The 23,430-nt window shown below is 63.7% G+C and carries 21 protein-coding genes; 8 read left to right on the top strand and 13 right to left on the bottom strand.

Annotation, left to right across the window (positions count from 1 at the left end; genetic code table 11):
* The 3 genes from PVZ78_RS05600 to PVZ78_RS05590 form a co-directional block, all read right to left on the bottom strand.
* A partial coding sequence (locus tag PVZ78_RS05600; RefSeq protein WP_273828319.1) for a transposase family protein occupies positions 1–263 on the bottom strand: 263 nt, incomplete at its 3' end.
* A gap of 154 nt (positions 264–417) precedes the next feature.
* Positions 418–2,226 carry a sodium-extruding oxaloacetate decarboxylase subunit alpha gene (gene oadA, locus PVZ78_RS05595; protein ID WP_009051629.1) on the bottom strand — a complete coding sequence of 603 codons (1,809 nt, stop codon included), beginning with the start codon at positions 2,224–2,226 and terminating at the stop codon, positions 418–420.
* Positions 2,227–2,324: 98 nt separating this feature from the next.
* Entirely contained in the window at positions 2,325–3,740 is a 1,416-nt protein-coding gene (locus tag PVZ78_RS05590) for an acetyl-CoA carboxylase biotin carboxylase subunit (RefSeq protein ID WP_023967762.1), read from the bottom strand.
* Positions 3,741–3,930: 190 nt separating this feature from the next.
* Between PVZ78_RS05590 and PVZ78_RS05585 the strand changes: the two genes are divergently transcribed.
* Complete coding sequence (locus tag PVZ78_RS05585) at positions 3,931–4,893, top strand: LysR family transcriptional regulator (protein ID WP_028683627.1); 963 nt, start codon at positions 3,931–3,933, stop codon at positions 4,891–4,893.
* Here the strand turns inward: PVZ78_RS05585 and PVZ78_RS05580 are convergent.
* From PVZ78_RS05580 to PVZ78_RS05570, 3 genes are all read right to left on the bottom strand, one after another.
* Complete coding sequence (locus PVZ78_RS05580) at positions 4,835–5,047, bottom strand: PA3496 family putative envelope integrity protein (RefSeq protein ID WP_007927592.1); 213 nt, start codon at positions 5,045–5,047, stop codon at positions 4,835–4,837. The two genes, PVZ78_RS05585 and PVZ78_RS05580, sit on opposite strands and share 59 nt — an antisense overlap.
* Positions 5,048–5,287: 240 nt before the next feature.
* Positions 5,288–6,154: a transcriptional regulator HexR gene (gene hexR, locus PVZ78_RS05575; RefSeq protein ID WP_007927594.1), complete on the bottom strand. Its 867-nt coding sequence runs from the start codon at positions 6,152–6,154 to the stop codon at positions 5,288–5,290.
* 169 nt (positions 6,155–6,323) lie between these two features.
* Positions 6,324–9,188, bottom strand: coding sequence for a putative bifunctional diguanylate cyclase/phosphodiesterase (locus PVZ78_RS05570; RefSeq protein ID WP_273828336.1), 2,865 nt, complete (start codon positions 9,186–9,188; stop codon positions 6,324–6,326).
* Between the two features lie 246 nt (positions 9,189–9,434).
* Between PVZ78_RS05570 and uvrD the strand changes: the two genes are divergently transcribed.
* The 4 genes from uvrD (at position 9,435) to PVZ78_RS05550 (ending at position 13,877) form a co-directional block, all read left to right on the top strand.
* Positions 9,435–11,618, top strand: a complete 2,184-nt coding sequence (gene uvrD / locus PVZ78_RS05565; RefSeq protein WP_009051632.1) for a DNA helicase II — start codon at positions 9,435–9,437, stop codon at positions 11,616–11,618.
* A 292-nt stretch (positions 11,619–11,910) separates the two neighbouring features.
* Positions 11,911–12,789 carry a Tim44 domain-containing protein gene (locus PVZ78_RS05560; RefSeq protein WP_009051633.1) on the top strand — a complete coding sequence of 293 codons (879 nt, stop codon included), beginning with the start codon at positions 11,911–11,913 and terminating at the stop codon, positions 12,787–12,789.
* Between the two features lie 138 nt (positions 12,790–12,927).
* Entirely contained in the window at positions 12,928–13,335 is a 408-nt protein-coding gene (locus PVZ78_RS05555; protein ID WP_007927598.1) for an SMI1/KNR4 family protein, read from the top strand.
* Between the two features lie 56 nt (positions 13,336–13,391).
* Positions 13,392–13,877 carry a hypothetical protein gene (locus PVZ78_RS05550; protein WP_009051634.1) on the top strand — a complete coding sequence of 162 codons (486 nt, stop codon included), beginning with the start codon at positions 13,392–13,394 and terminating at the stop codon, positions 13,875–13,877.
* Here the strand turns inward: PVZ78_RS05550 and PVZ78_RS05545 are convergent.
* Positions 13,874–15,637: a cation:proton antiporter gene (locus tag PVZ78_RS05545; protein WP_009051635.1), complete on the bottom strand. Its 1,764-nt coding sequence runs from the start codon at positions 15,635–15,637 to the stop codon at positions 13,874–13,876. The two genes, PVZ78_RS05550 and PVZ78_RS05545, sit on opposite strands and share 4 nt — an antisense overlap.
* A gap of 266 nt (positions 15,638–15,903) precedes the next feature.
* On the opposite strand from PVZ78_RS05545, the gene PVZ78_RS05540 reads away from it, so the two are divergent.
* The gene (locus PVZ78_RS05540) at positions 15,904–16,386 is read left to right on the top strand and encodes an acyl-CoA thioesterase (RefSeq protein WP_007927601.1); all 483 of its coding nucleotides are present in this window, start codon (positions 15,904–15,906) and stop codon (positions 16,384–16,386) included.
* Between the two features lie 62 nt (positions 16,387–16,448).
* On the opposite strand, the gene pdxY is transcribed toward PVZ78_RS05540, so the two are convergent.
* Positions 16,449–17,321: a pyridoxal kinase PdxY gene (gene pdxY / locus PVZ78_RS05535; RefSeq protein WP_007927602.1), complete on the bottom strand. Its 873-nt coding sequence runs from the start codon at positions 17,319–17,321 to the stop codon at positions 16,449–16,451.
* 116 nt (positions 17,322–17,437) lie between these two features.
* Between pdxY and PVZ78_RS05530 the strand changes: the two genes are divergently transcribed.
* Positions 17,438–17,833, top strand: a complete 396-nt coding sequence (locus PVZ78_RS05530; RefSeq protein WP_009051637.1) for a DUF3301 domain-containing protein — start codon at positions 17,438–17,440, stop codon at positions 17,831–17,833.
* Positions 17,834–17,972: 139 nt separating this feature from the next.
* Here the strand turns inward: PVZ78_RS05530 and PVZ78_RS05525 are convergent, their stop codons facing one another.
* The 4 genes from PVZ78_RS05525 to dksA form a co-directional block, all read right to left on the bottom strand.
* Positions 17,973–18,935: a CobW family GTP-binding protein gene (locus PVZ78_RS05525; RefSeq protein ID WP_273828335.1), complete on the bottom strand. Its 963-nt coding sequence runs from the start codon at positions 18,933–18,935 to the stop codon at positions 17,973–17,975.
* Positions 18,936–19,098: 163 nt separating this feature from the next.
* Entirely contained in the window at positions 19,099–19,809 is a 711-nt protein-coding gene (locus tag PVZ78_RS05520) for a DUF1826 domain-containing protein (protein ID WP_273828334.1), read from the bottom strand.
* Positions 19,809–21,017, bottom strand: a complete 1,209-nt coding sequence (gene zigA / locus PVZ78_RS05515) for a zinc metallochaperone GTPase ZigA (protein ID WP_273828333.1) — start codon at positions 21,015–21,017, stop codon at positions 19,809–19,811. The genes PVZ78_RS05520 and zigA overlap by 1 nt, the downstream gene beginning before the upstream one ends.
* Before the next feature lie 41 nt (positions 21,018–21,058).
* On the bottom strand, positions 21,059–21,463 hold the full coding sequence (gene dksA, locus PVZ78_RS05510) for an RNA polymerase-binding protein DksA (RefSeq protein WP_009051641.1): 405 nt from the start codon (positions 21,461–21,463) through the stop codon (positions 21,059–21,061).
* A 134-nt stretch (positions 21,464–21,597) separates the two neighbouring features.
* Here dksA and PVZ78_RS05505 point away from each other — a divergent pair, with 134 nt between their 5' ends.
* Positions 21,598–21,978, top strand: coding sequence for a hypothetical protein (locus PVZ78_RS05505; protein ID WP_016703991.1), 381 nt, complete (start codon positions 21,598–21,600; stop codon positions 21,976–21,978).
* Positions 21,979–22,108: 130 nt separating this feature from the next.
* Here PVZ78_RS05505 and PVZ78_RS05500 read toward each other — a convergent pair whose 3' ends face one another.
* Entirely contained in the window at positions 22,109–23,329 is a 1,221-nt protein-coding gene (locus PVZ78_RS05500; RefSeq protein ID WP_124355536.1) for an N-acetylmuramoyl-L-alanine amidase, read from the bottom strand.
* Between the last annotated feature and the right edge of the window lie 101 nt (positions 23,330–23,430).

The raw sequence follows: 23,430 nt of genomic DNA, 5'->3' as shown, positions 1-23,430 counted from the left end.
GTCTCCATGCGTTTGCCGCAGTCACGACAGCCAACACGTCTGAGCAAAACGCTGAGGCGCACTGCACGGCCGAGAATGGGCAAATCACGAACGACTCGCTCGCAATACTCGTGAGTGGTTGAACAGGGCTTTTGGCATCCACCACAGGAAGGGAATCGGGTGGTGTGGGGCGTCAGATCGATCTGTAGGGCATCGCCATCAGGCTTGATCGTGACGACAGAAAAGCCCTCCCAAAAAGGAAGGAAAGTATTAATATCGTGCATAAGAACGCCGGTTTTTTAGATGTGTTTGCTCGCACGAACATCATCAATCAAATCGGCGTTCTTGTTTCTGTGTTTCCCGGAATTCCGTGAAGAACCAAAAAAAAGGGAGGCCGTAGCCCCCCCGAGGTAAAACGTTGCAGATGAAGACCTGAACTCAGCCTTCGATCTCGATCAGGATTTCGCCCGGGTTGACCCGGTCGCCCTTGGCCACGTGGATGGCGGTGACCTTGCCGGCGATGGCCGCCTGGACTTCGGTTTCCATCTTCATGGCTTCGGTGATCAACACGGCCTGGCCGGCCTTGACGGTGTCACCTTCCTTGACCAGCACATCGACGATGTTGCCCGGCATGGTGGTGCTGACGTGGCCCGGCGCGCTGGCCTGCTTGCGCTTGCTGCTGCCGCTGCCGACGAATTCGTTGAGCGGCTCGAACACCACTTCTTCCGGCATGCCGTCGATGGACAGGTAGAAGTGGCGCTTGCCTTCGGCCTTCACCCCGACACCGGTGATGTCGACGCGGTAGGTCTCGCCGTGCACGTCGATGACGAACTCGGTCGGTACGCCTTCGCCGCCGGCCGAGCTCACGCCGCCCGCTTCCGGAATCGGCAGCAGCACTTCCGGCGTCAGGGTGCCGGCTTCGCGTTCTTCGAGGAACTTGCGCCCGATGTCCGGGAACATGGCGTAGGTCAGCACGTCTTCTTCGGATTTGGCCAGGGCGCCGATGTCATTGCGCAACTTGGTCATTTCCGGCTTCAGCAGGTCGGCCGGGCGCACGTCGATCGCATCGATGCTGCCAATGGCCTGGCGCCGCAGCTTCTCGTCCACCGCGCCCGGCGCCTTGCCGTAGCCGCCTTGCAGGTACAGCTTCACCTCGTTGGTGATGGTCTTGTAACGCTCGCCGGCCAGCACGTTGAAGAACGCCTGGGTGCCGACGATCTGCGAAGTCGGGGTCACCAGCGGCGGGTAGCCGAGGTCGTGACGTACCCGCGGGATCTCCGCCAGCACTTCGTTCATGCGGTTCAGGGCGCCCTGCTCCTTGAGCTGGTTGGCCAGGTTGGAAATCATCCCGCCCGGCACCTGGTTGACCTGCACCCGGGTATCGACCGCGGTGAACTCGCTTTCGAACTGGTGGTACTTCTTGCGCACGGCGTAGAAGTACAGGCCGATTTCCTGTAGCAGCTCCAGGTCCAGGCCGGTGTCGAATTCGCTGCCTTTGAGGGCGGCGACCATCGACTCGGTGCCCGGGTGGCTGGTGCCCCAGGCGAAGCTGGAGATCGCGGTGTCGATGTGGTCGGCGCCGTTCTCGATGGCCTTGAGCTGGCACATCGCAGCCAGGCCGGCCGTGTCATGGGAGTGGACGAACACCGGCAGCGACTGCTCGGCCTTCAGCGCCTTGACCAGCTCGCCGGTGGCGTAAGGGGTCAGCAGGCCGGCCATGTCCTTGATCGCCACCGAGTCGCAACCCATGGACTCCATCTGCTTGGCCTGCGCCACGAACGCCTCGATGGTGTGCACCGGGCTGGTGGTGTAGGCGATGGTGCCCTGGGCGTGCTTGCCGGCGGCTTTCACCGCTTCGATGGCCACTCGCAGGTTACGCACGTCGTTCATGGCGTCGAAGATGCGGAACACGTCGATGCCGTTGACCGCCGCCTTGGCGACGAAGGCCTTGACCACGTCGTCGCTGTAATGGCGGTAGCCCAGCAGGTTCTGCCCGCGCAGAAGCATCTGCAGGCGAGTGTTGGGCAGCGCGGCGCGCAGTTTGCGCAGGCGCTCCCACGGATCTTCCTTGAGGAAGCGCACGCAGGCGTCGAAGGTCGCGCCGCCCCAGACTTCCAACGACCAGTAGCCGACTTTGTCGAGCTTGTCGCAGATCGGCAGCATGTCTTCGGTGCGCATGCGGGTCGCCAGCAGCGATTGGTGGGCGTCGCGCAGGATGGTGTCAGTAACAAAGATCTTCTTGGACATTCTTATCTCCTCATAGCGACAAGCTTCAAGCTACAAGCCGCAAGAAAAAGCCGATCTGCTTCTACTTGCAGCTTGCCGCTCACAGCTTGCCGCTGCATTCAAAGGCCTGCGTGGGCGGCGATGGCGGCGGCGATGGCCAGGGCCAGCTCTTCGGGTTTGCGCTTGATCGAGTAGTTGGTCAGTTCAGGGTGGCTTTCGACGAAGCTGGTGTTGAACTGGCCGCTACGGAATTCCGGGTTACGCAGGATTTCCTGGTAATACGCGGCGGTGGTCTTGACCCCTTGCAGACGCATGTCGTCCAGGGCGCGCAAGCCACGGTCCATCGCCTCTTCCCAGGTCAGGGCCCAGACCACCAGCTTCAGGCACATGGAGTCGTAGAACGGCGGAATGGTGTAGCCGGTGTAGATCGCCGTGTCGGTACGCACGCCAGGGCCGCCGGGCGCGTAGTAACGGGTGATCTTGCCGAAGCTCGGCAGGAAGTTGTTCTTCGGGTCTTCGGCGTTGATCCGGAACTGCAGGGCGAAACCACGGTGATGGATGTCTTCCTGCTTCACCGAAAGCGGCAGGCCGGACGCGATGCGGATCTGTTCGCGAACGATGTCGATGCCGGTGATTTCTTCGGTGATGGTGTGTTCCACCTGCACCCGGGTGTTCATCTCCATGAAGTACACCTCGCCGTCGGCGAGCAGGAACTCCACGGTACCGGCGTTCTCGTAGCCCACGGCCTTGGCCGCACGCACCGACAGGTCGCCGATGTAGGCGCGCTGTTCCGGGGTCAGTTGCGGGCTCGGGGCGATCTCGATCAGCTTCTGGTTGCGGCGCTGGATCGAGCAGTCGCGCTCGAACAGGTGCACCACGTTGCCGAAGCTGTCGCCGAGGATCTGCGCCTCGATGTGCTTGGGATTGACGATGCACTTTTCCAGGAACACTTCGGCGGAGCCGAACGCCTTGGTCGCCTCGGAAATCACCCGAGGGAAGGCCTGTTCCAGTTCGTCCCGGCTGTTGCAGCGACGAATGCCGCGGCCGCCGCCGCCGGACGTAGCCTTGAGCATCACCGGGTAACCGATGCGGTCGCCTTCGCGCAGGGCTTCATGGATATCGGCGACGTTGCCTTCGGTGCCCGGGGTGACCGGCACGCCAGCCTTGATCATGCTGCGGCGAGCTTCAGTCTTGTCGCCCATGCGGCGAATCACTTCAGCCGATGGACCTATGAATTTGATTCCACGTTCGGCGCAGATGTCCGCCAGTTCGGCGTTTTCCGAAAGGAAGCCGTAGCCGGGGTGCAGTGCGTCGCAGCCGGTTTCCACTGCCAGGTTCACCAGCTTGCGCGGGTTCAGGTAGCCGGCCAGGGGTTCGGCACCGATGCTGTGGGCTTCATCCGCGCGCTTCACATGCAGGGCATGGCGATCGGCGTCGGAGAAGATCGCGACCGAGCGAATGCCCATCTCGGCGCAGGCACGCACGATTCGTACGGCAATCTCACCACGGTTGGCGATCAGGATCTTTTTTATCACTTGGAGGTACCCTTGAGCCGTTGGAACAGACGACCCGCTAGACCGGGTCGGCGCGTGACCAAATGTTTCAAGCCAGTCGCAGGCCCACACTATTCCTGTCGATGAATTAACAAAAATCAATAATTATTGGGTCGCTCATAAGCAAAGACTTATAGTTGATCCGACAGCCCTCGGCGCGAGACCTTAGATAATGCGTAAGTCCTTGATGCGTATGACATTACGCCAATTGCAGATTTTCAATGAGGTCTGCGATCTGCGCTCCTACAGCCGGGCGGCCGACGAAATGTCTCTCACCCAGCCCGCTGTCAGCCTGCAGATTCGCCAGCTGGAAGAGCTGATCGGCCAGCCCTTGTTCGATTACGTCGGCAAGAAGCTCTACATGACCGAGGCCGCCGAGGCGCTGCAGCGGGCCAGCCGCGACATCTTCGGACGCCTGGAGAACCTCGACATGCAGCTGTCGGACATGCAGGGTTCCTTGCAGGGCCAGCTGAAGCTGGCGGTGGAATCCAGCGCCAAGTACTTCGTGCCGCACCTGTTCGCCGCCTTCAAGCGCCAGCACCCTGAGGTGAACCTGCAACTGACGGTGGTCAACCGGGGCCAGGTGATCCGCCGCCTCTCGGACAACCGCGACGACCTGGTGATCATGTCGATGGTCCCGCAGGACATGGGCCTGGAATTCCTGCCGTTCCTCAACAACCCGATCGTCGCCGTGGCGCCGCCCGACCACCCGCTGTGCCACCTGGGGCCGCTGCGCCTGCAGGACCTGGAGCCCTACAACCTGCTGGTGCGCGAACAGGGTTCGGGCACGCGCCTGGCCTGCGAGGAGTATTTCAAGGAAAAGCGCGTGCACTTCACCCAGACCCTGGAAGTGTCGTCGGCCGAGGCGCAGCGCGAGTGTGTGCTGGCGGGTCTGGGCGTGGCGCTGTTGACGCGCCACGCCCTGAACCTTGAGTTGGCGACCGGGGGACTCGTCGAGTTGCCGGTCGAAGAGCTGCCGTTGTATCGCAGCTGGTGCCTGGTGCAGGCCAAGGCTAAACGCCTGTCACCGGTAGCGCATGCGTTCCTGGGGTTTATCCGCAGCGAACGGGTGCAGATCAGCGGGCTTGTTGAACGTTTTGACGGGAAGCTGCCGAGGCTGCCTGCCAGTAATTGACGGCGTCCAGCTCGGGGTAGTCGTTGATTTCCTGCTGCAGACGGCGCAGCTCACAGCGATGTTCGATCGCGCGGCGAAATTCCATGCGGCGCTGGTCTTCCTGCTGACGACGGGTTTTGACTGCGCTGCTGCTCTCTTCGTAAGGCCGGGCCATTTCGAGTCTCCCAATGCGAGTACGGGAGCTTCACGATGGACGTCAGGCGTTACGGTTTGGCGGCGGCTCCATGACAGGACGATGAAAGCTGCCGTATGACGCCCGATTCCCTTGTAGGAGCGAGCTTGCTCGCGATAGCCGCGAAGCGGCGGTTCATCCCGCGACACCGCATCATTGTTGATGATTGTTCGCGAGCAAGCTCGCTCCTACAGGAGGACGCCCGACGATGAGGTGCAGCGTTCAATCGTCAAGCGCTTTGACCGACTTGGGCGACAGGCGCAGGCTGCGAAGGCTGCGCTTGACGCTCTTGAGGTGGTTGACCAGGCTCGGGCCGCGGGCCATGGCCACGCCCATCGCCAGGACGTCGATCACCACCAGGTGGGCGATGCGCGAGGTCAGCGGGGTGTAGATCTCGGTGTCTTCGTGCACGTCGATCGCCAGGTTGACGGTCGACAGCTCGGCCAGCGGGGTCTGGCTCGGGCACAGGGTGATCAGCGAGGCGCCGCTTTCACGCACCAGGTTGGCGGTGATCAGCAGGTCCTTGGAACGCCCGGACTGGGAAATGCAGATCGCCACGTCGGTGGGCTTGAGGGTCACTGCCGACATCGCCTGCATATGCGGGTCGGAATAGGCCGCCGCGGTCAGCAGCAGGCGGAAGAACTTGTGCTGGGCGTCCGCCGCCACCGCGCCGGAAGCGCCGAAGCCGTAGAACTCCACGCGCTGGGCCTGGGACATGAGGGTCACAGCCCTTTGCAACTCCACCGGATCGAGCTTCTCGCGAACCTCCATCAGGGTGTGCAGGGTGGTGTCGAAGATCTTCAGGCTGTAGTCGGCGACCGAATCGTCTTCGTGAATCGCGAACTGGCCGAAGCTCGCCCCGGCGGCCAGGCTCTGGGCCAGCTTGAGCTTCAGGTCCTGGAACCCCGAGCAACCGATGGCCCGGCAGAAGCGCACGATGGTCGGCTCGCTGATACCCACGCTGTGGGCCAGGTCGGCCATGGAACTGTGCATCACAGCCGCAGGGTCGAGCAGCACATGATCGGCGACCTTGAGCTCCGACTTGCGCAAGAGATGGCGTGATTGGGCAATGTGCTGCAACAGATTCAAAGGGCTGGACTCATTGTTATGGGGCAGACGCCCAAGGATGTAGCAATTTTGTAGTTATACTACATGAATTCGCTTTTTGCCTGCTCAATGCGTAACTGAATCACCTTTGCACCCCACTGTTTTGGCCTCGCGTGCTCTTTGTAGCTGCTGGCGCGGCCTATGCCAGCGGCTACCGGGTCTCGGCCCTCAATAGCGCCGCCAGGCCCTCGGCTTCCACCGGCCGGCTGATCAGGTAGCCCTGCACCTCATCGCATTTCTGCTCCTTGAGAAACGCCAGCTGCCCCGGATGTTCCACCCCTTCGGCCACCACCTTCAGCGACAGCCCGTGGGCCATGGCGATGATCGCCCGGGTGATCGCCGCGTCGGCACCGCCTTCGCTCAGGCCGCGGATGAACGCCTGGTCGATCTTCACGTAGTCCACCGGAATCCGCTTGAGGTAACTCAGCGAGGAATAACCGGTGCCGAAGTCGTCGATGGCCAGCTTCACCCCCAGGTCACGCAATTGCTGGAAGGTCGAAACGATGTGTTCGACGCTGTCGAGCAGGTGGCTTTCGGTCAGCTCCAGCTCAAGGAAATGCGGCGCCAGCCCGGTCTCTTCCAGCACGCTGCGCACCAGGCTGACCAGCTTGCCCTGGCGCAGCTGATGCACCGACAGGTTCACCGACACCCGAATCGCCGGCAGCCCCTGGCGCTGCCACTCGCAGGCTTGCCAGCAGGCCTGGCGCAACACGAATTCGCCGATCGGGCCGATCAGCCCGATCTCTTCCGCGAGGCCGATAAAGTCCCCCGGCGGCACCCGCCCCAGATCGGGATGGTCCCAGCGCACCAGGGCCTCGGCGGCATTCAGGCGGCCGGTGGCGAGGCACAGTTTCGGCTGGTAGAACACCTTCAGCTGGCGCTCCTCGACCGCCTTGCGCAGCTGGTTCTCCAACTGCAGGCGCTCCAGGGTGCTGGCTTGCAGGCTGGCGGTGTAGAACTGGAAGTTGTTGCCGCCCAGGTGCTTGGCGTGTTGCATGGCGATGTTCGCCTGGCTGATCAACGCCGGAATTTCCCGCGCGCTGTCGGGCAGCATGCTGATGCCCATGGAGGCGCTGACCACCAGCTCATGGCCTTCCACGGTGATCGGCAAGCGCAGCTTCGCCGACAAGCGCGTGGCCACCCGAGTCAGGCTCGACAGGCTGCCATAGGCATCGAACAGCACCGCGAACTCATCGCCGGACAAACGGGCAATGGTGTCGGCTTCCGGCAACGCATTGACCAGCCGCCGCGCCATTTTCTGCAACAGCTGGTCGGCGACGTCGTGGCCCAGGCTGTCGTTGAGCAGCTTGAAACGGTCCAGATTGATATGCACCAGGGCCAGGCTGCGGCCGCCCTGACGCATCCGTTGATGGGCTTCGCGCAAGCGTTCGCGGAACAGCGAACGGTTGGCCAGGCCGGTGAGTTCGTCGTAATGGGTCAGGTAGCGCATGCGCTCTTCGGATTCGCGCCGCGCCGACAGATCGGCGAAGAAGCCCACAATATGGCTGATATTTCCCCGCGTATCGCGCACCACATTCAATTGCAGCCATTGCGGGTACAGCTCGCCGTTCTTGCGCGCCTCCACCAGTTCGCCCTGCCAGCTGCCGTGCTGCTCAAGGGCCTGATGAATCACCGGATAGTGCCGGCGCGCGTCGCGGCTGCACGGCAGGTCGACCACATTGCGTCCGAGCATGTCCTCGATCTGGTAACCGGTGACCCGGCTGAACGCCTGGTTGACCGCCAGCAGCACGTAATCCGGATCGAGAATCACGATGCCCTCGCTGGCCGCCTCGAACACCATCGCCGCCAGGCGTCGCTGCTCTTCCTGCTGTTTGCTGGCGCTGATATCGCGCCGAGTGCCGACCATGCGCAGCACCCGTCCACCGGGGCCGCGCTCCACGGCGCGTCCACGGTCCTCGATCCACACCCAGTGGCCATCGCCATGGCGCACGCGGTATTCCACCAGGTAATCCTCGGTGCGCCCCTTCAGGTGCTCCACCAGCGCGCGCTTGAGCAGCGGCAGGTCTTCGGGGTGCAGCAACGGCTTGAGGTGGCTGAGCATCGCCCGCACGAACTCCGGCTCCAGGCCGAACAGCTCCTTGATATGGCTGTGATGGACCTCGTCGGTCTGCAGGTTCCAGTCCCACAGCCCCAGCTGGCTGGCCTTCAGGGCCAGGGCCAGGCGCGCTTCGCTCTTGCTCAGGGCCTGGTTGGCCGCGTCCAGTTCGAGGCTGCGCTGGGCCACCCGGCTTTCCAGGCCGACCTGGGCTTCGCGCAGCTCTTCCTCGGCGCGGCGGCGTTGCTCGACTTCCCGCAGCAGCTCGCTGTTGAGCTGTTCGCTGCGGCTCTGCGCCTGTTGCAGGTGTTCGATCAGGGCCTGGTTCTGGAAACGCCGCAGCAAGCCCATCTGGATCAGACGGTTGACCTGCCAGGCCACCACGCTCAGCGACACCAGCAGGATCAAGCCCAGCCAGCCCCAGCCACGCTGCTGTTCGTCGCCGCCCCAGAACAGGTAGCCGATCGCCGGTAGCAAACAGGGCAAGGTAAAGGACAGGAAGGCCGGCAGGCTGACCGCGTAGGCCACGCTGGCCGAGAGGATCGCCGCGCCGATCAGGCCGAAGACCCAGGCCTGTTGCAGGAAATTGTCGGTGGGCATCAGGGCGATGCCGGCGCAGGCCAGGGTCAGGCCGCTGACGGCGGAGCCGAGCAGGAACATGCGGCGCCAGACCGGCTGCGCCTGGCGGCTGGGAATCGCCGAGTCGAACGCCGCCACCTGGATCACCCGCAGGGCGACCAGGGCCAGCAGCCAGACCATCCACACGCTGACCAGCCAATAACGCTCGGGGGTCCACAGCAGCCAGGCGCAGACCAGGCCGTTGAGCAGCATGAACAGGGTGGGCAACAGGGAGCCCTGATAAAGCAGGCGCGTGCGCTCTACCGCCATCTCCATGGCGTATTGCTTGCGAACAACCCGAGGCTCCACGAAGGGTCCGGACGGGCCAGTGCTGAGTGTCATAGGCAGTGTTCTTATAATGATTGAGCCCGAAACGTCGCCGGAGCATACACAAGCAACCGCCCGGACCAAACTGCCTGGAATCATAAAATCGGCAAATCGGCTCGAGCGCCGATCCCGCTGAAATTCCTCCGGCCAAGCCCGGCCAACGGCTGCAGCCCGTGACCGACCGGTCGTCCCCAGCGTTCTTTTATCGGCTAAACCAAAGCTTGGTTTGCCCGGTGTGCGCCAGCCCCCTAGAATGCCCCGATGCGCGATGATCTCTCCCTTCTGCTGAACTCCCTCAACGATGCCCAACGCCAGGCCGTAGCTGCCTCCTTGGGTCGTCAGTTGGTCCTGGCCGGTGCTGGCTCCGGTAAAACCCGAGTGCTGGTGCACCGTATCGCCTGGTTGATCCAGGTCGAGAACGCCTCGCCCCACTCGATCCTGTCGGTGACCTTCACCAACAAGGCCGCTGCCGAGATGCGCCAGCGCATCGAGCAGTTGATGGGGATCAACCCGGCCGGCATGTGGGTCGGCACCTTCCACGGCCTGGCGCATCGCCTGCTGCGGGCGCACTGGCAAGAGGCCGGCCTGAGCCAGACCTTCCAGATCCTCGACAGCGACGACCAGCAACGCCTGGTCAAGCGGGTGATCCGCGACCTCGGCCTGGACGAGCAGCGCTGGCCGGCCCGGCAGGCCCAGTGGTTCATCAATGGGCAGAAGGACGAAGGCCTGCGTCCGCAACACATTCAAGCCAGCGGCGACCTGTTCCTGGCCACCATGCGCGGCATCTACGAAGCCTATGAGGCCGCCTGCCAGCGCGCCGGGGTCATCGACTTCTCCGAACTGCTGCTGCGCGCCCTGGACCTGTGGCGCGACCACCCGGGCCTGCTGGCGCACTACCAGAAGCGTTTCCGCCATGTGCTGGTGGACGAGTTCCAGGACACCAACGCCGTGCAGTACGCCTGGTTGCGCCTCTTGGCCAAGGGCGGAGACAGCCTGATGGTGGTGGGCGACGACGACCAGTCGATCTACGGCTGGCGCGGCGCGAAGATCGAGAACATCCACCAGTACTCCGAAGACTTCCCGGACACCGAAGTGATCCGCCTGGAGCAGAACTACCGCTCCACCGCCGGCATCCTCAAGGCCGCCAACGCCCTGATCGCCAATAACACCGGGCGCCTGGGCAAGGAGCTGTGGACCGACGGCGGCGAAGGCGAAGCGATCAACCTGTACGCCGCCTTCAACGAACACGATGAAGCGCGCTATGTGGTGGAAACCATCGAAAGCGCCCTGAAGACCGGCCTGGCCCGCAGCGATATCGCCATCCTGTATCGCTCCAACGCCCAGTCGCGGGTACTGGAAGAAGCGCTGCTGCGCGAGCGCATTCCGTATCGCATCTACGGCGGCCAGCGCTTCTTCGAACGCGCCGAAATCAAGAACGCCATGGCCTACATGCGCCTGCTCGAAGGGCGCGGCAACGACGCGGCCCTGGAGCGGGTGATCAACGTGCCGACCCGCGGCATTGGCGAAAAGACCGTCGAAGCGATTCGCGAACATGCGCGCCACAGCCATGTGTCGATGTGGGAAGCGATGCGCCAGCTGGTGACCAATAAAGGTGTGACCGGACGCGCCGCCGGCGCCCTGGGCGCCTTCATGGAACTGATCGAACACCTGGCGACCGTGACCGCCGAGATGCCGTTGCACCTGATGACCCAGACCGTTATCGAGCAGTCCGGTTTGATCGCCTACCACGAAGCGGAAAAAGGCGAGAAAGGCCAGGCCCGGGTAGAAAACCTTGAAGAACTGGTCAGCGCCGCGCGCAACTTCGAGCACACCGAAGAAGACCAGGAACTGACGCCGCTGGCGGCCTTCCTCGGCCACGCTTCGCTGGAAGCCGGCGACACCCAGGCCGACGAGCACGAAGACAGCATCCAGCTGATGACCCTGCACAGCGCCAAAGGCCTGGAATTCCCTTACGTGTTCCTGGTGGGCATGGAAGAAGGCCTGTTCCCGCACAAGATGAGCCTGGAAGAACCCGGCCGCCTTGAAGAAGAACGGCGCCTGGCCTACGTCGGTATCACCCGGGCGATGCAGAACCTGGTGATGACCTACGCCGAGACCCGTCGCCTGTACGGCAGCGAGACCTACAACAAGGTGTCGCGTTTCGTACGGGAAGTTCCGAAGGGGCTGATCCAGGAAGTGCGCCTGTCCAACAGCGTCAGCCGTCCGTTCGGCGGTGGCCAGTCGCAGAGCACCAGCAGCCTGTTCGGTGGCAGCGAGATCCCGGACACCGGCCTCAGCCTCGGCCAGGCGGTACGCCACTCGGTATTCGGCGACGGCGTGATCCTCAACTTCGAAGGCGCCGGCGCCCAGGCCCGGGTCCAGGTGAACTTCAGCGAAGGCAGCAAGTGGCTGATGCTCGGCTACGCCAAGCTCGAAGCCATCTGAAGCCTCGACTCCGACTTCGCCATGCAAGGGCGATGTTTCTGAACGAGAAGCGACCCGCGACATGGGGCGCAATCGGCCCGACCGGCGCCGGCAGTGAGACTGCTGGCGCCGGGATGTTTTGCCACTGAACCATCGCATCCGCCCAACGGACAAACCTGTACAGGGCCCACTTGCCTCGACCGAAGCTGAACCGCGGCTGTCAGGCAAAAGCCCGAAACACTCTGCCGCTAGCCAGTGACACTTCACCTGTGCAACATGGCGCGCGTGCCATCCACAAATGGGAATTCCCTTTATGAAACGTTTTCTTAGCATCGCCATGGCGTTGTGCATCGGCCTGACGATGAGCCTCGACGCCAACGCCAAGCGCTTTGGTGGCGGCAAAAGCGCCGGCGCTGCGCCGACCCACCAGACCAGCCAAATGGCTCCGTCCTCTTCCGGTATGGGTCCTGCCGCCGCGACCGCAGGGGCTGCCGGTGCCGCGGGTGCTGCCGCCAAAGCCGGCGGTGCTTCGCGCTGGCTCGGCCCATTGGCCGGTATCGCCGCAGGCGGCCTGCTGGCCTCCATGTTCATGGGCGACGGCTTCCAGGGCATGCAGATCTTCGACATCCTGATCATGGCGGTCATCGCCTTCCTGGTCTTCCGCTTCATCGCCGCCCGTCGTCGCAAGCAGCAGGAGCAGTACGCTCCAGCCGGCCACGCGCCGATGCAGCGTGAAGCCTTCGAGCCAAAACCGGCCTCCGGTTCGATCTTCGGCGGTTCGGCTGCACCTGCCGCCGCGGCCCGTCCGGTGATCAACGCCCCGGCCTGGTTCAACGAAGAGCGTTTCGTCGAAGCCGCGCGCAACCACTTCCAGTCCCTGCAGCAACACTGGGACGCCAACGAAATGGACAAGATCGCCGAGTTCGTGACCCCGCAGATGCTGCAGTTCCTGAAGCAGGAACGTGCCGATCTGGGCGACGGCTTCCAGTCGACCTACATCGACAACCTCAATGTGCAGCTTGAAGGCGTCGACGACCGCGCCGACAAGACCATCGCGACCCTGACCTTCACCGGCGTGTCGAAGAGCTCGCGTTTCGACCAGGGCGAAGTGTTCAGCGAAAGCTGGAACATGGAGCGCGCCCAGGGCGAAAACCAGCCTTGGCTGGTTGCAGGTATCCGCCAGAACGGCTGATCCTCTCCAGTGTCACATCGCTAATCGCAAAACCCCGGCCCAGGTCGGGGTTTTGCATTTCACGATTGCACTTATAGCGAGCTACTGTATAAACCGCCGTCTATTAAACCGCGCCATAGAGCTAAGAGGACCCAGGCCGTGGAAGAAGTCATCGAGCAACTCCGTGAAGCAAACGAACCGGTACCCGTTCCCCTGGAACTGCCGGATGAAGACCTGCTGGTGGAAATCGAAGAACAGCTGTTCATCAATATCCCCTTCGTCTTCAAAGAGTTCCTGTTGACCGTGAGCGATGTCGTCTACGGCAGCCTGGAGCCGGTCACCGTGACCGACCCGCAATCCCACACCTACCTGCCGGAAGTGGCCGCCACCGCCTGGGACATGGGCGTGCCGCGCGAGCTGATCCCAATCTGCCAGGACGGTGACGACTACTACTGCGTCGAGGAAGACGGCACCGTGGTGCTCTGGTCCGGCGAAGAAGAGCTGATCACCGAAGAGTCCTGGGAGTCGGTATGGCACTGGGCGCGGGACGTCTGGCTGGAAAGCTGATCGGCCTTGCGCGGTTTCGCCCCGCGGGCGCAGGTGCATGGATCGACTGCCGCCCGTTGCGTGACGTTCACAAGCGGTCGCCCCAGCGGGTCGATCGCCGCATTAGCCTCGACCAGGCCCTCGACCGCCTCAAGCAGTGTTACGGCAATCAGGATTTCGAGTTGATCGGCCATTCCGGTGGCGCGGCACTGGCCCTGTTGCTGGCCGCGCGGCGAGACGACACTACCCAGGTGCAAACCCTGGCCGGCAACCTGAGCCCTCGGCTATGGGCCAATGCGCTGGGGCTGAGCCCGTTGCACGGCTCCCTCGAGCCGCTGGACCAGGCACCCAAGCTGGCACGGGTAGCGCAACGGCATTTGCTCGGCCAGGCCGACCGCAGCGTGCCTGCCAGCCTCTACCCCACCTATCGGCAGGCGCTGGGGACGAAAGCCGTGTGTGTGCAGTCCGTCAGCCTGCCCGGGGTCACCCACGACCAGGGCTGGCTCGAAGCCTGGCAATACTGGCGCGACCAGCCCTTGAGTTGTGCATCACCCGGCAATTAGTGCCCGTTGTCTTCCTTGTGGTTATCCAGGGTATCCAGCAGCGCCACCTGCATCCGGGTGTGCACACGGATGAACCAACGCCACAGCAGCGCGGCCACCGCCGCCGTCACCACCGCGATCAGCACCAGCAGCTCGGTGGTCGGCAGGATGCTCGAAGACAGCGCCGCCAATAGCAGGAAGATCACCAGCAACGACAGCACCGGAATCACCTCGGCGATCACCCGGCGCACGCGCTGGGTGTGGCGCCCGGCCATTTCCGGCTTCACGCCCATCTCCGCCAGCAGCATCGACAGGGCCTTGAGCTTGCGATAGGCAGCGATCAGGAACGGCAGCGACAGCAGCAGCGCCCCACCCCAGATCAGCGCCTTCTGCCAGCTCGGATCGCCGATCCAGTCCTGCAGGTATTCGCCGATGCGCGCGGCGAAATAACCGCCGGAGAAGAAGATCGCCACCACCAGCGCCAGGTTGACCCCGACCTGCAACAGGATCCGCCGGATCATCGACGCCAGCAGCGCACCCTCGCCGTGCGGCTGGATGCTGCGCAACCATTCGCCGTACATGCCCAGCACCCGGCTCAGGCGGGTCGGCATCACGGCGGCGAGCTTCAGCGACAGCGGGTCGGCGGCGCGGATCAGGTAAGGCGTGAGCAAGGTGGTAATGGCCGACACGGCGACCGCCACCGGGTAGAGAAAGTCACTGGTGACCTGCAGGGTCATGCCCAGCGCCGCGATGATGAAGGAGAACTCGCCGATCTGCGACAGGCCCATGCCAACCCGCAGCGAGGTGCGGCCATCGTTGCCGGCGATAAAGGCGCCCAGGCCGCAGGACAACATCTTGCCCAGCACCACCGCGACGGTGATCACCGCGATCGGCCAGGCGTATTGCAGGAGGATCTGCGGGTCGATCATCAGGCCGATGGCGACGAAGAAAATGGCGCTGAACATGTCGCGAACCGGTTCGATCAGGCGCTCGATCTTCAGCAATTGCCGCGACTCGGCCATGATCGCGCCGATCAGGAAGGCACCGAGCACCATGCTGTACTCCAGCTTGACCACCAGCAGGCAGAAGCCGAAACACAGCCCCAGCACGGTGATCAGCAGCATCTCGTTGCTTTCGAACTTGGCGACGTAGGCCAGCAACCGTGGCACCAGCAGGATGCCGATCACCAGGGCGACGATCATGAACAGCGAGAGCTTGCCGACGGTGGAGAACACTTCTCCGGAGCTGACGGTGCCGCTGACCGCGATGCTCGAGAGCAAGGCGATGATGCCGATGCCGAGGATGTCCTCGACGATCAGCACACCGAAGATCAGCTGGGCGAAGCGCTGGTTCTTCATCTTCAGGTCGTTGAGCGCCTTGACGATGATGGTGGTCGAGGAAATCGCCAGGATCGCACCGAGGAACAGCGAGTCCATGGTGTTCCAGTCGAACCAGCGGCCGATTTCGTAGCCGATCCAGATCATCAGCACGATTTCCATGAACGCGGCGATAAAGGCCGTGGCGCCGACCTTGAACAGCTTGCGCAGGCTGAACTCCAGGCCCAGGCAGAACATCAGGAAAATCACCCCCAGCTCGGCCAGGGTCTTGATCGTGTCTTCGTCGTGGATCAGGCCGAATGGCGGAGTGTGCGGGCCGATAATGAAGCCGGCGACGATATAGCCGAGGACCACTGGCTGCTTGAGCCGGTGGAAAAGAATGGTCACCACGCCTGCGACCAGCATGATCACTGCCAGGTCCTGAATAAAGCTGATGGCATGCATGGCGTGGGGCTCCTTGGGGTCGTGTTCTTGCGGACGGCGCGGGTCGTCGTGCGACCTGCCGGCCAGCGGGAAAAGCCCTTGGGACGGGCTTTTGAAGGTTAACATCGCGACTTGTGCCAGAAAGGCGGTGCAATATATGGAAACAGATAGATCGCCGCGTGACGGCGACCGCGAGCGCAGCGTCCCGTTATCGATGGTTTGAAACGCTGACCTAAGCACCCGCAGAGGTGCGCCCCGCAACCCCTGCCTTAACCCGTGAGTGTGCTATGGAACCCGGAAACGCCCAGCTGTCGATGACGGTATTGATGACCCCTGACATGGCCAACTTCTCAGGCAATGTCCACGGCGGCACCCTGCTCAAGTACCTCGATGAAGTCGCCTACGCCTGCGCCAGCCGTTATGCCGGCCGCTATGTGGTGACCCTGTCGGTGGACCAGGTGATCTTCCGCGAGCCGATCCATGTCGGCGAACTGGTGACCTTCCTGGCCTCGGTCAACTACACCGGCAACACCTCGATGGAGGTCGGTATCAAGGTGGTCACCGAGAACATCCGCGAGCGCTCGGTGCGCCACACCAACAGCTGCTTCTTCACCATGGTGGCCGTGGACGACCAGCGCAAACCCGCCGCCGTGCCGCCCCTGCAGCCACAAACCAGCGAAGACAAGCGCCGCTTCATGCAGGCCCAGCAACGCCGGCAGATCCGCCAGGAGCTGGAAAAGCGCTATCAGGAAATCAAGGCCGACGCCTGATGCTCCGAGACCGGCTCGCGCCTAGCGCGCGAGCCTGTTCGCAATAAACCCCGCGCAACCCGTTACAGCTCGATCGGCACCGCCTCGAACCGCACCCGTGGATGGGTGATCCGGTCCTGGGCCCGTATCAGCTGCAGTTCGTAACTGGCGCAAGCCTGGGTTTCCAGCAGCACTTCATGCACCGCCGCGGCGGTGAACTCGAACGCCGCCACCAGGCTGTCGCCCAGCAGCACCCGGGCCAGGAACAGGCCCGAAGTCAGGTCGCCCACGCCCACCGGCTGACGCGGGAATGCCAGCAGCGGACGACGCAGGTGCCAACTGCCTTCGGCGGTCACCAGCAGCATCTCGAAGCCGTCCGGCAGCTTGCCCGGGTAATCCAGATGCTTGACCAGCACCGCTTTCGGCCCACGGGCCAGCAGCGCCCGGGCCATGGCCAGGCAGTCGAACAGCGACTGCGGCTTGCGCCCGGCGAAGCTGTCCAGCTCCAGCTGGTTGGGGCAGAGGAAGTCCGCTACGGCCGCCGCTTCTTCCAAGAGGAAGTCGCTGACCTCCTGCGGCACGCTGCAGCCCTTTTCCGGGTGGCCCATCACCGGGTCGCACAGGTACAGGGCCTTGGGGTTGGTCGCCTTGATCCGCGCCACGCCACCGAGGATCGCCCGCCCCTGCGCCGCGCTGCCCAGGTAGCCGGACAGCACCGCATCGCAATTGCCCAGCTCGCCGATGGCGGCAATACCTTCCACCAGCTCCGGAATCTGATGCGGCGACAGCACTTCGCCGGCCCACTGGCCGTATTGCGTGTGGTTGGAGAACTGCACGGTATTGAGCGGCCAGACATTCACCCCGACCCGCTGCATGGGAAACACCGCGGCGCTGTTACCGGCATGGCCGAAGACCACATGGGACTGGATCGCGAGCAGATGAGGCGTACGTTTCATTCGGGTCATTCCGTAAAACGATTGAAATTCGAGCCGCGCAGTATGCGACTAAACGCAACCTGTACGACAGACCGAAGACGCAGTTAAGCTGGTGCGACTTCGTTGGAGCGCACCTCATGCTGACCCTTGGAAACATTTTCGTGCTGATGCTGCTGGCGACCGGCGCCGCCTGGCTATGGCACAACCACGGCCTGCGCGAGCGGGCGCTGGAGAGGGTCAAGCAGCATTGCGCGCGGCTCGATATCGAGCTGCTGGACGGCAATGTGGCGCTGAAGCGCATCGGTTTCGTCAGGGACGCCAGTGGTCGCCGGCGCCTGGCCCGGATCTACAACTTCGAATTCACCGTCACCGGCGAAACCCGCCATGCGGGGACCATCACCCAGTTCGGCGCCCACAGCGCGCAGATCGAGCTGGCGCCCTACCCGATTGCAACGCCGGCGCCCCCACCCGTGCCGACCCGCAGCGCCGAGGTGATCGAGCTGAGCCAGTGGCGTGAAGAGCGCAGCAAGTAGCGCCAACCGCCTATGCAATCCTGTAGGAGCGAGGCTTGCCCGCGAAAAAGACGTCAACGATGACGCGGTTTACCAGGATAAATTGCCGCTTCGCGGCTATCGCGAGCAAGCTTCGCTCCTACAGAAGCATCAGATTGGATTATTGGCAGCATTCGGCCAGGGATTGTTGTAGGGCAGCCACGTCTTGCGGCTCGCTGAAGATCAGCTCGATCCGTGAATCGCGGCGCCATTCGCTGGCTTGCCAGTGCAACGCGGCGTTATCCAGGGCGTTGCCCGAGACCCAGCCATCGGCACCGTGGACCACCAGCTTGGCCCGACGCCAGTCGAGGCTCGCCAGCCATTGCTCGACGAGCCCGACCTCGAACACCCGGCTCGGGTGCCAGCGCCAACCAATGCTCCAGCCGCCCTCCTGGGCCTGGCTCAGGCAGATCGGCTGGGCCGGATCGGTCCAGATCGCCGGCAACTGCGCCAATCCCTTGGGTACTTCGAAGGCCTCTACAGCCGCCCCCGCCTGAACATCCGCGCCAGGCAAACGGTCCAGTGGCAAGGTCCCGCGGGTGGTCCAGAGCACCGGACAGGCCGGCAACTGCTCGAGAATGCCCTGACGCTGCACCGCGTCGAGCCCCTCCTCCTTGTTCAGCAGCAACAGGCCAGCGCTGGGCAGCGCCTCCTGTTGGGCCTGCGGCAGCGGCTTGCCGGCCGCCAATGCCTGGGCATCGAGTACCAACACGCAAGGCTGCACGGCCAGGACCGTTTGCCAGGGCGCCTCGCGCAATTGCTGGAGCAGTTGCGCCGGGTGCCCCAGGCCGGAAGGTTCGATAAACAGGCGATCGGGCCGGGCCTTGCGCAACAGGCGCCCCAGGCCTACCTGGAACGGCGCGCCGTTGACACAGCACAGGCAGCCACCGGCCACCTCGCCCAGGGCGATACCGTCCTCGTCCCGGGTCAGCAGCGCCGCGTCCAGGCCGATCTGGCCGAACTCGTTGATCAGCACCGCCCAGCGCTCATGGGTCGGACGCTGCGCCAACAGGTGCTGGATCAGGCTGGTCTTGCCCGCGCCGAGGGGGCCGGCGATGACGTGGGTGGGGATGTTGTGCAGCATGGGTGGAGCGCTCGGAAAGAAGGTGATTGATCCTACGCGCTAACCCGCGACAGCGAAACGTAGCCGCTGCCGCAGGCTGCGATAAGGCGCGCAGCGCCTTTTGACGTCCTCAAGCGCACGTCGGCTGCGCTGCCGATCGCCGCCTGCGGCAGCGGCTACAGGATCAGCCGAGCCAGTCCAGGGTGAGGATCAGCCGGCGTTCGCCGGGGGCCGGTTGCGGCGAGCGGTGGATCAGGCCGAAGCCCTCGTTGCCCAGCCACTTCTCGCCCTTGAACAGGGCCACCTCGCCGCTGGCGATCTGCTGGATCAGCGCGGCATCCGTGGGTTCGGCCTCGGCCTGGCCCAGTTGCCGACGATCCATCGCGCCCTCGCGCAGCCACTGGCTGCCGACACCGGCATAGGTGGTGATCAGCCGTACCGGCACATGGTCGACATGAAAACGCGGGCACATGGCCTTATCCAGCACCCGCAGGCGCAGGCCGACGCGCTTGGCGCCCAGCAAGCAGGCAAAGGCGCTGACCAGCCAGGCGACATCGGCGATAAAGCCGTCGTATCCCTGCAGATCGCTGAAGCCGGAGGCCAGGCCGCGCAGGTTCGGCTCGGCGTCCTCAGTATCGAGTTCCAGCGACAGCGACTCGGCCAACGGTTCGTTCAGCGACAGCAGCAAGGCACCGAAATCGGCGATATGCGTCGGCAACCGGCGCTGCCACAGGGCCAGGTTGACCTCATCGTCCAGCACCTCGGCGAGGACGATGGGGGCCGAACCAGAAGACTGGCGACGTGTCGGCTTTTGCAGGATTGGCCGCAGGACTCCCGCCCCCGCAATCGAGCGTCGACCGGCGGCTCTCACAGGGCTCAGGGACAGGTAAGGCATCAAGCAGCAGCCTCTTCATTCCAGGGGCCGAACGGGTCGCGCATCAGGCCCCAGCCCTCCACGCCCAGGGCCATTTCGTCGTCAGTCAGCAGGCAGTCGTCGAGTTCGGCGGTGAGCCGGGCGAAGTCGATGTTCTGGCCGATGAACACCAGTTCCTGGCGGCAGTCGCCGGTGGCGGCGGTCCAGTTCTGCATGATCGCCGCGGTGCTTTCCGCGTCCTGCGGCCAGTGTTGCTTGGGCACGAAACGCCACCAGCGTCCGGCGAAACCATGACGCATCAGACCGCCAGCCTGGGACCAACTGCCCGCCTCCTGATGCTTGCTGGCGAGCCAGAAAAAGCCCTTGGAACGCAACAGCTTGCCGTTGATCCAGGGGCGGTTGATGAAGTCGAAAAAGCGCTGCGGATGGAACGGCCGCCGCGCCCGATAGGCGCTGGAGGCGATGCCGTACTCCTCGGTTTCCGGCACGTGCTCGCCGCGCAGTTCCTGCAACCAGCCCGGCGCCTGGGCGGCCCGCTCGAAGTCGAAACGGCCGGTGTTGAGGATCTTCGCCAACGGTACTTCGCCCATCACCATGGGGATGATTTCCGCCTGGGAATTGAGGCGCTCAAGGATGGCGATCAGCTCCTGGCGCTCGTCGCTGCCGATCAGGTCGATCTTGCTGATCAAGATCACGTCGGCGAACTCGATCTGCTCGATCAAAAGGTCGGTGATCGAGCGCTCGTCCTCCTCACCCAGGGTTTCGCCACGGGACGCCAGGCTTTCCGCGGCCTGGTAATCGAGCAGGAAGTTCATACCGTCGACCACGGTGACCATGGTGTCCAACCGCGCGATGTCGGCCAGGCTCTGCCCTGCCTCGTCGCGAAAGGTGAAGGTCTCGGCCACCGGCAGCGGCTCGGAGATGCCGGTGGATTCGATCAGCAGGTAGTCGAAACGCCCGTCCCTGGCCAGCTTGCCGACCTCTTCCAGCAGGTCTTCGCGCAGGGTGCAGCAGATGCAGCCGTTGCTCATTTCGACCAGTTTTTCTTCGGCGCGGTTGAGGCTGACATCGCGCTGCACTTCGCTGCCGTCGATGTTGATTTCGCTCATGTCGTTGACGATCACCGCCACCCGCAGGTGGTCGCGGTTGCGCAGGACGTAGTTGAGCAGCGTGCTTTTGCCGGCGCCGAGAAAGCCGGACAGCACGGTAACGGGGAGACGGTCGGTCATCAGGGGGTCCTCATCAGGGGCTGGGTGGCTGGGTGGCTGGGTCAGATCGCCCGTTGATGGCGTTCGCGCAGCTCTTGGCGTTCTTTGGCTTCGATACACAGAGTGGCGGTGGGCCGCAGCAGCAGGCGCCTGAGGCCAATGGCCTCGCCGGTTTCGCGGCACCAGCCGTACTCGCCGCGGGCCAGGCGTTCGAGGGCTTCGTCGATCTTGTCCAGCAGCTTCTTTTCCCGCTCCAGCAGGCGCAGTTGCCACTGACGCTGTTCTTCGGCGCTGCCGATATCGGCGGGATCGCTGTGGGGCTCCTGCTCGCGCAGCACCTCGAACTCACCGTCGATGCGCTCTTGCAGCTCGACGCGCTGCGCCAGCAGCAGCTCACGGAAATAGGCCTGCTGGACGTCGTTCATGTAGTCCGCCTCGGGTTGGGCGAGAAGTTGCGCTTCGGTCATCGGGCGTTCAGTCATGGCGGGTCACGGATCAGGCTTTATTTAATGTTATAGTATAACAATACAAATAAACCAACCCTCTCTTGCCGCCCACGACGAAGGGCGGGATGCTTGAGCGTCCCTTGCCGAGAACGCCGATGCGCAATGCCCTGAAATACACGCTGCTGAGCCTGTCCCTGCTGGTCGCGAACGCCGCCAACGCGCAAGTACCCAGCGCCCTGGCCACCTGCACCCGCAGCGCCAATCTGCTGGCCTGCGTGGATGCCGAAGGCAATGCCTACAGCGTCGCGGCCGCGGGCAGCACTACCTATCTGCGAGGCTTCGAAGTGGCCGGCAAACGTTATTGGGCGCAGACCAACAGCCGCTACGGTCAACTGACTTTCTTTACCGGCCTGGCCTCCGATGGCGAAGCCTGGGTCGGCTACAGCCAGCGCGTCGGCTGGACCACCCGCAACCGTTTTTCCAGCTCCGGCGGTAGCAGCGGCAAGTTCACTTGCAGCCGGATCACTGGCTGCTAAGCAGAGTATTTTGTAGGAGCGAGCGGGCGGCGATCCGACTTGCCCGCCATGAACGCTTACGCGGTATAGCGGATACACCGCAGCGTCTTCATCGCACGCAAGCTGTGCTCCTACAGAAGCCTGGGCGGCGTCAGACCTGGGCTTTTTTCTGCTCCTGCAACCAGGCCATGTAGCTGTTCACCGGCGGGTTCTTCTGGAAGTAGCTCTGCAAGCCCGCGAACAACCCGTCGGCAATCGCCTGCTGGTGCCGCGCGGTCACCAGGCGCTGGCTGTCGCGGCTGTTGGAGATGAAGCCGGTCTCCACCAGGATCGAAGGCACGTCGGGGGACTTGAGCACCGCGAAACCGGCCTGTTCCACGCGCTTCTGATGCAGGGTGGTGATGCCCGCCAGGCTGCCCAGCACGGTGCTGCCCAACTGCAGGCTGGCGGCGATGGTCGCGTTCATCGACATGTCGAGAATCACCCCGGCGAGCATCGGATCCTTGTCTTTCAGATTGAGCAGGCTGGTGGCGCCCAGCAGGTCGGCGCCGTTCTCCCGCTGCGCCATGAAACGCGCGGTGGCCGAGGTCGCGCCACCTTCAGACAATGCATACACCGAAGCCCCGGACGCCGTCAGGCGCGGCGCCGCATCGGCGTGCACCGAGATAAACATGTCGGCCTTGTGCTTGCGGGCGATCTCCACCCGCTTGCGCAGCGGCACGAAGAAATCGTCGTTGCGCACCAGCTTCACATCGAAGCCCTTCTCCCGCTTCAGCCGCTTGGCCAGCAGCTGGGCGATCGCCAGCACCACATCCTTCTCCCGTTCGCCCCGGGCGCCGACCGCCCCCGGGTCCTTGCCGCCATGGCCCGGGTCGACCACGACGATGATGTCGCGCTTGGGATGCGCCCGGTCCGTCGGTGTTTCACGCGACAAAGCCGGGGCGGCGACCGCTGCGATCTGCTGTGGAACACGGCTGGCGTTGCTCAGGTCGAGCACCAGGCGGTGACCCTGGCCGTCCTGGGGCGGCAGCAAAAAGCTGTCGAGCCGCTGCGGTTCGGCCAGGTCGAGAACGATCCGCGTATCGCCCTGGCCAAAGTGCCCGGAACGGATCGAGCGAATCGGCGTGTTGGCCAGGGCCAGCTGGCTGAAATCCCCGCTGAGCTGCGCGCCGCTGAGGTCGATGATCAGCCGTTCCGGCGCGCTGAGAGTGAAGGTCTTGTACTGCACCGGCCCACTCAGATCGAGCACCAGGCGCAGCTTGTCGGCCGAATTCCATAACCGCAGGTTGCGGATCTGGGTGGCGGACACCCCCAAAGGCAGAACCAAGGCCGCGCTGGCCAACAGCAGGTTGAGCAACTGACGTCTGTGCATGACTTACACCGCAGATTGAGGAGCATCCAGGCTCGATAAGGCTTGGTGAAAAAACGTTCAGGAAAAAGGTTTCATCGACCGCATTGTTATAATATAACATG

It is taken from the genome of Pseudomonas sp. SBT1-2 (assembly GCF_028640875.1).
In the GTDB taxonomy this organism is placed as follows: domain Bacteria; phylum Pseudomonadota; class Gammaproteobacteria; order Pseudomonadales; family Pseudomonadaceae; genus Aquipseudomonas; species Aquipseudomonas chlororaphis_I.
Note: the sequence above shows the minus strand (reverse complement) of the source record. Positions and strands in the feature narration are given on the sequence as shown.

Bases quoted from the DNA above. Each gene is read 5' to 3' on its own strand.
- oadA (WP_009051629.1), bottom strand. From the start codon at position 2,226: ATGTCCAAGAAGATCTTTGTTACTGACACCATCCTGCGCGACGCCCAC.
- PVZ78_RS05585 (WP_028683627.1), top strand. From the start codon at position 3,931: ATGCGTAAGTCCTTGATGCGTATGACATTACGCCAATTGCAGATTTTC.
- PVZ78_RS05580 (WP_007927592.1), bottom strand. From the start codon at position 5,047: ATGGCCCGGCCTTACGAAGAGAGCAGCAGCGCAGTCAAAACCCGTCGT.
- PVZ78_RS05570 (WP_273828336.1), bottom strand. From the start codon at position 9,188: ATGACACTCAGCACTGGCCCGTCCGGACCCTTCGTGGAGCCTCGGGTT.
- uvrD (WP_009051632.1), top strand. From the start codon at position 9,435: ATGCGCGATGATCTCTCCCTTCTGCTGAACTCCCTCAACGATGCCCAA.
- PVZ78_RS05560 (WP_009051633.1), top strand. From the start codon at position 11,911: ATGAAACGTTTTCTTAGCATCGCCATGGCGTTGTGCATCGGCCTGACG.
- PVZ78_RS05545 (WP_009051635.1), bottom strand. From the start codon at position 15,637: ATGCATGCCATCAGCTTTATTCAGGACCTGGCAGTGATCATGCTGGTC.
- PVZ78_RS05540 (WP_007927601.1), top strand. From the start codon at position 15,904: ATGGAACCCGGAAACGCCCAGCTGTCGATGACGGTATTGATGACCCCT.
- pdxY (WP_007927602.1), bottom strand. From the start codon at position 17,321: ATGAAACGTACGCCTCATCTGCTCGCGATCCAGTCCCATGTGGTCTTC.
- PVZ78_RS05530 (WP_009051637.1), top strand. From the start codon at position 17,438: ATGCTGACCCTTGGAAACATTTTCGTGCTGATGCTGCTGGCGACCGGC.
- PVZ78_RS05525 (WP_273828335.1), bottom strand. From the start codon at position 18,935: ATGCTGCACAACATCCCCACCCACGTCATCGCCGGCCCCCTCGGCGCG.
- PVZ78_RS05520 (WP_273828334.1), bottom strand. From the start codon at position 19,809: ATGCCTTACCTGTCCCTGAGCCCTGTGAGAGCCGCCGGTCGACGCTCG.
- zigA (WP_273828333.1), bottom strand. From the start codon at position 21,017: ATGACCGACCGTCTCCCCGTTACCGTGCTGTCCGGCTTTCTCGGCGCC.
- dksA (WP_009051641.1), bottom strand. From the start codon at position 21,463: ATGACCGAAGCGCAACTTCTCGCCCAACCCGAGGCGGACTACATGAAC.
- PVZ78_RS05505 (WP_016703991.1), top strand. From the start codon at position 21,598: ATGCGCAATGCCCTGAAATACACGCTGCTGAGCCTGTCCCTGCTGGTC.
- PVZ78_RS05500 (WP_124355536.1), bottom strand. From the start codon at position 23,329: ATGCACAGACGTCAGTTGCTCAACCTGCTGTTGGCCAGCGCGGCCTTG.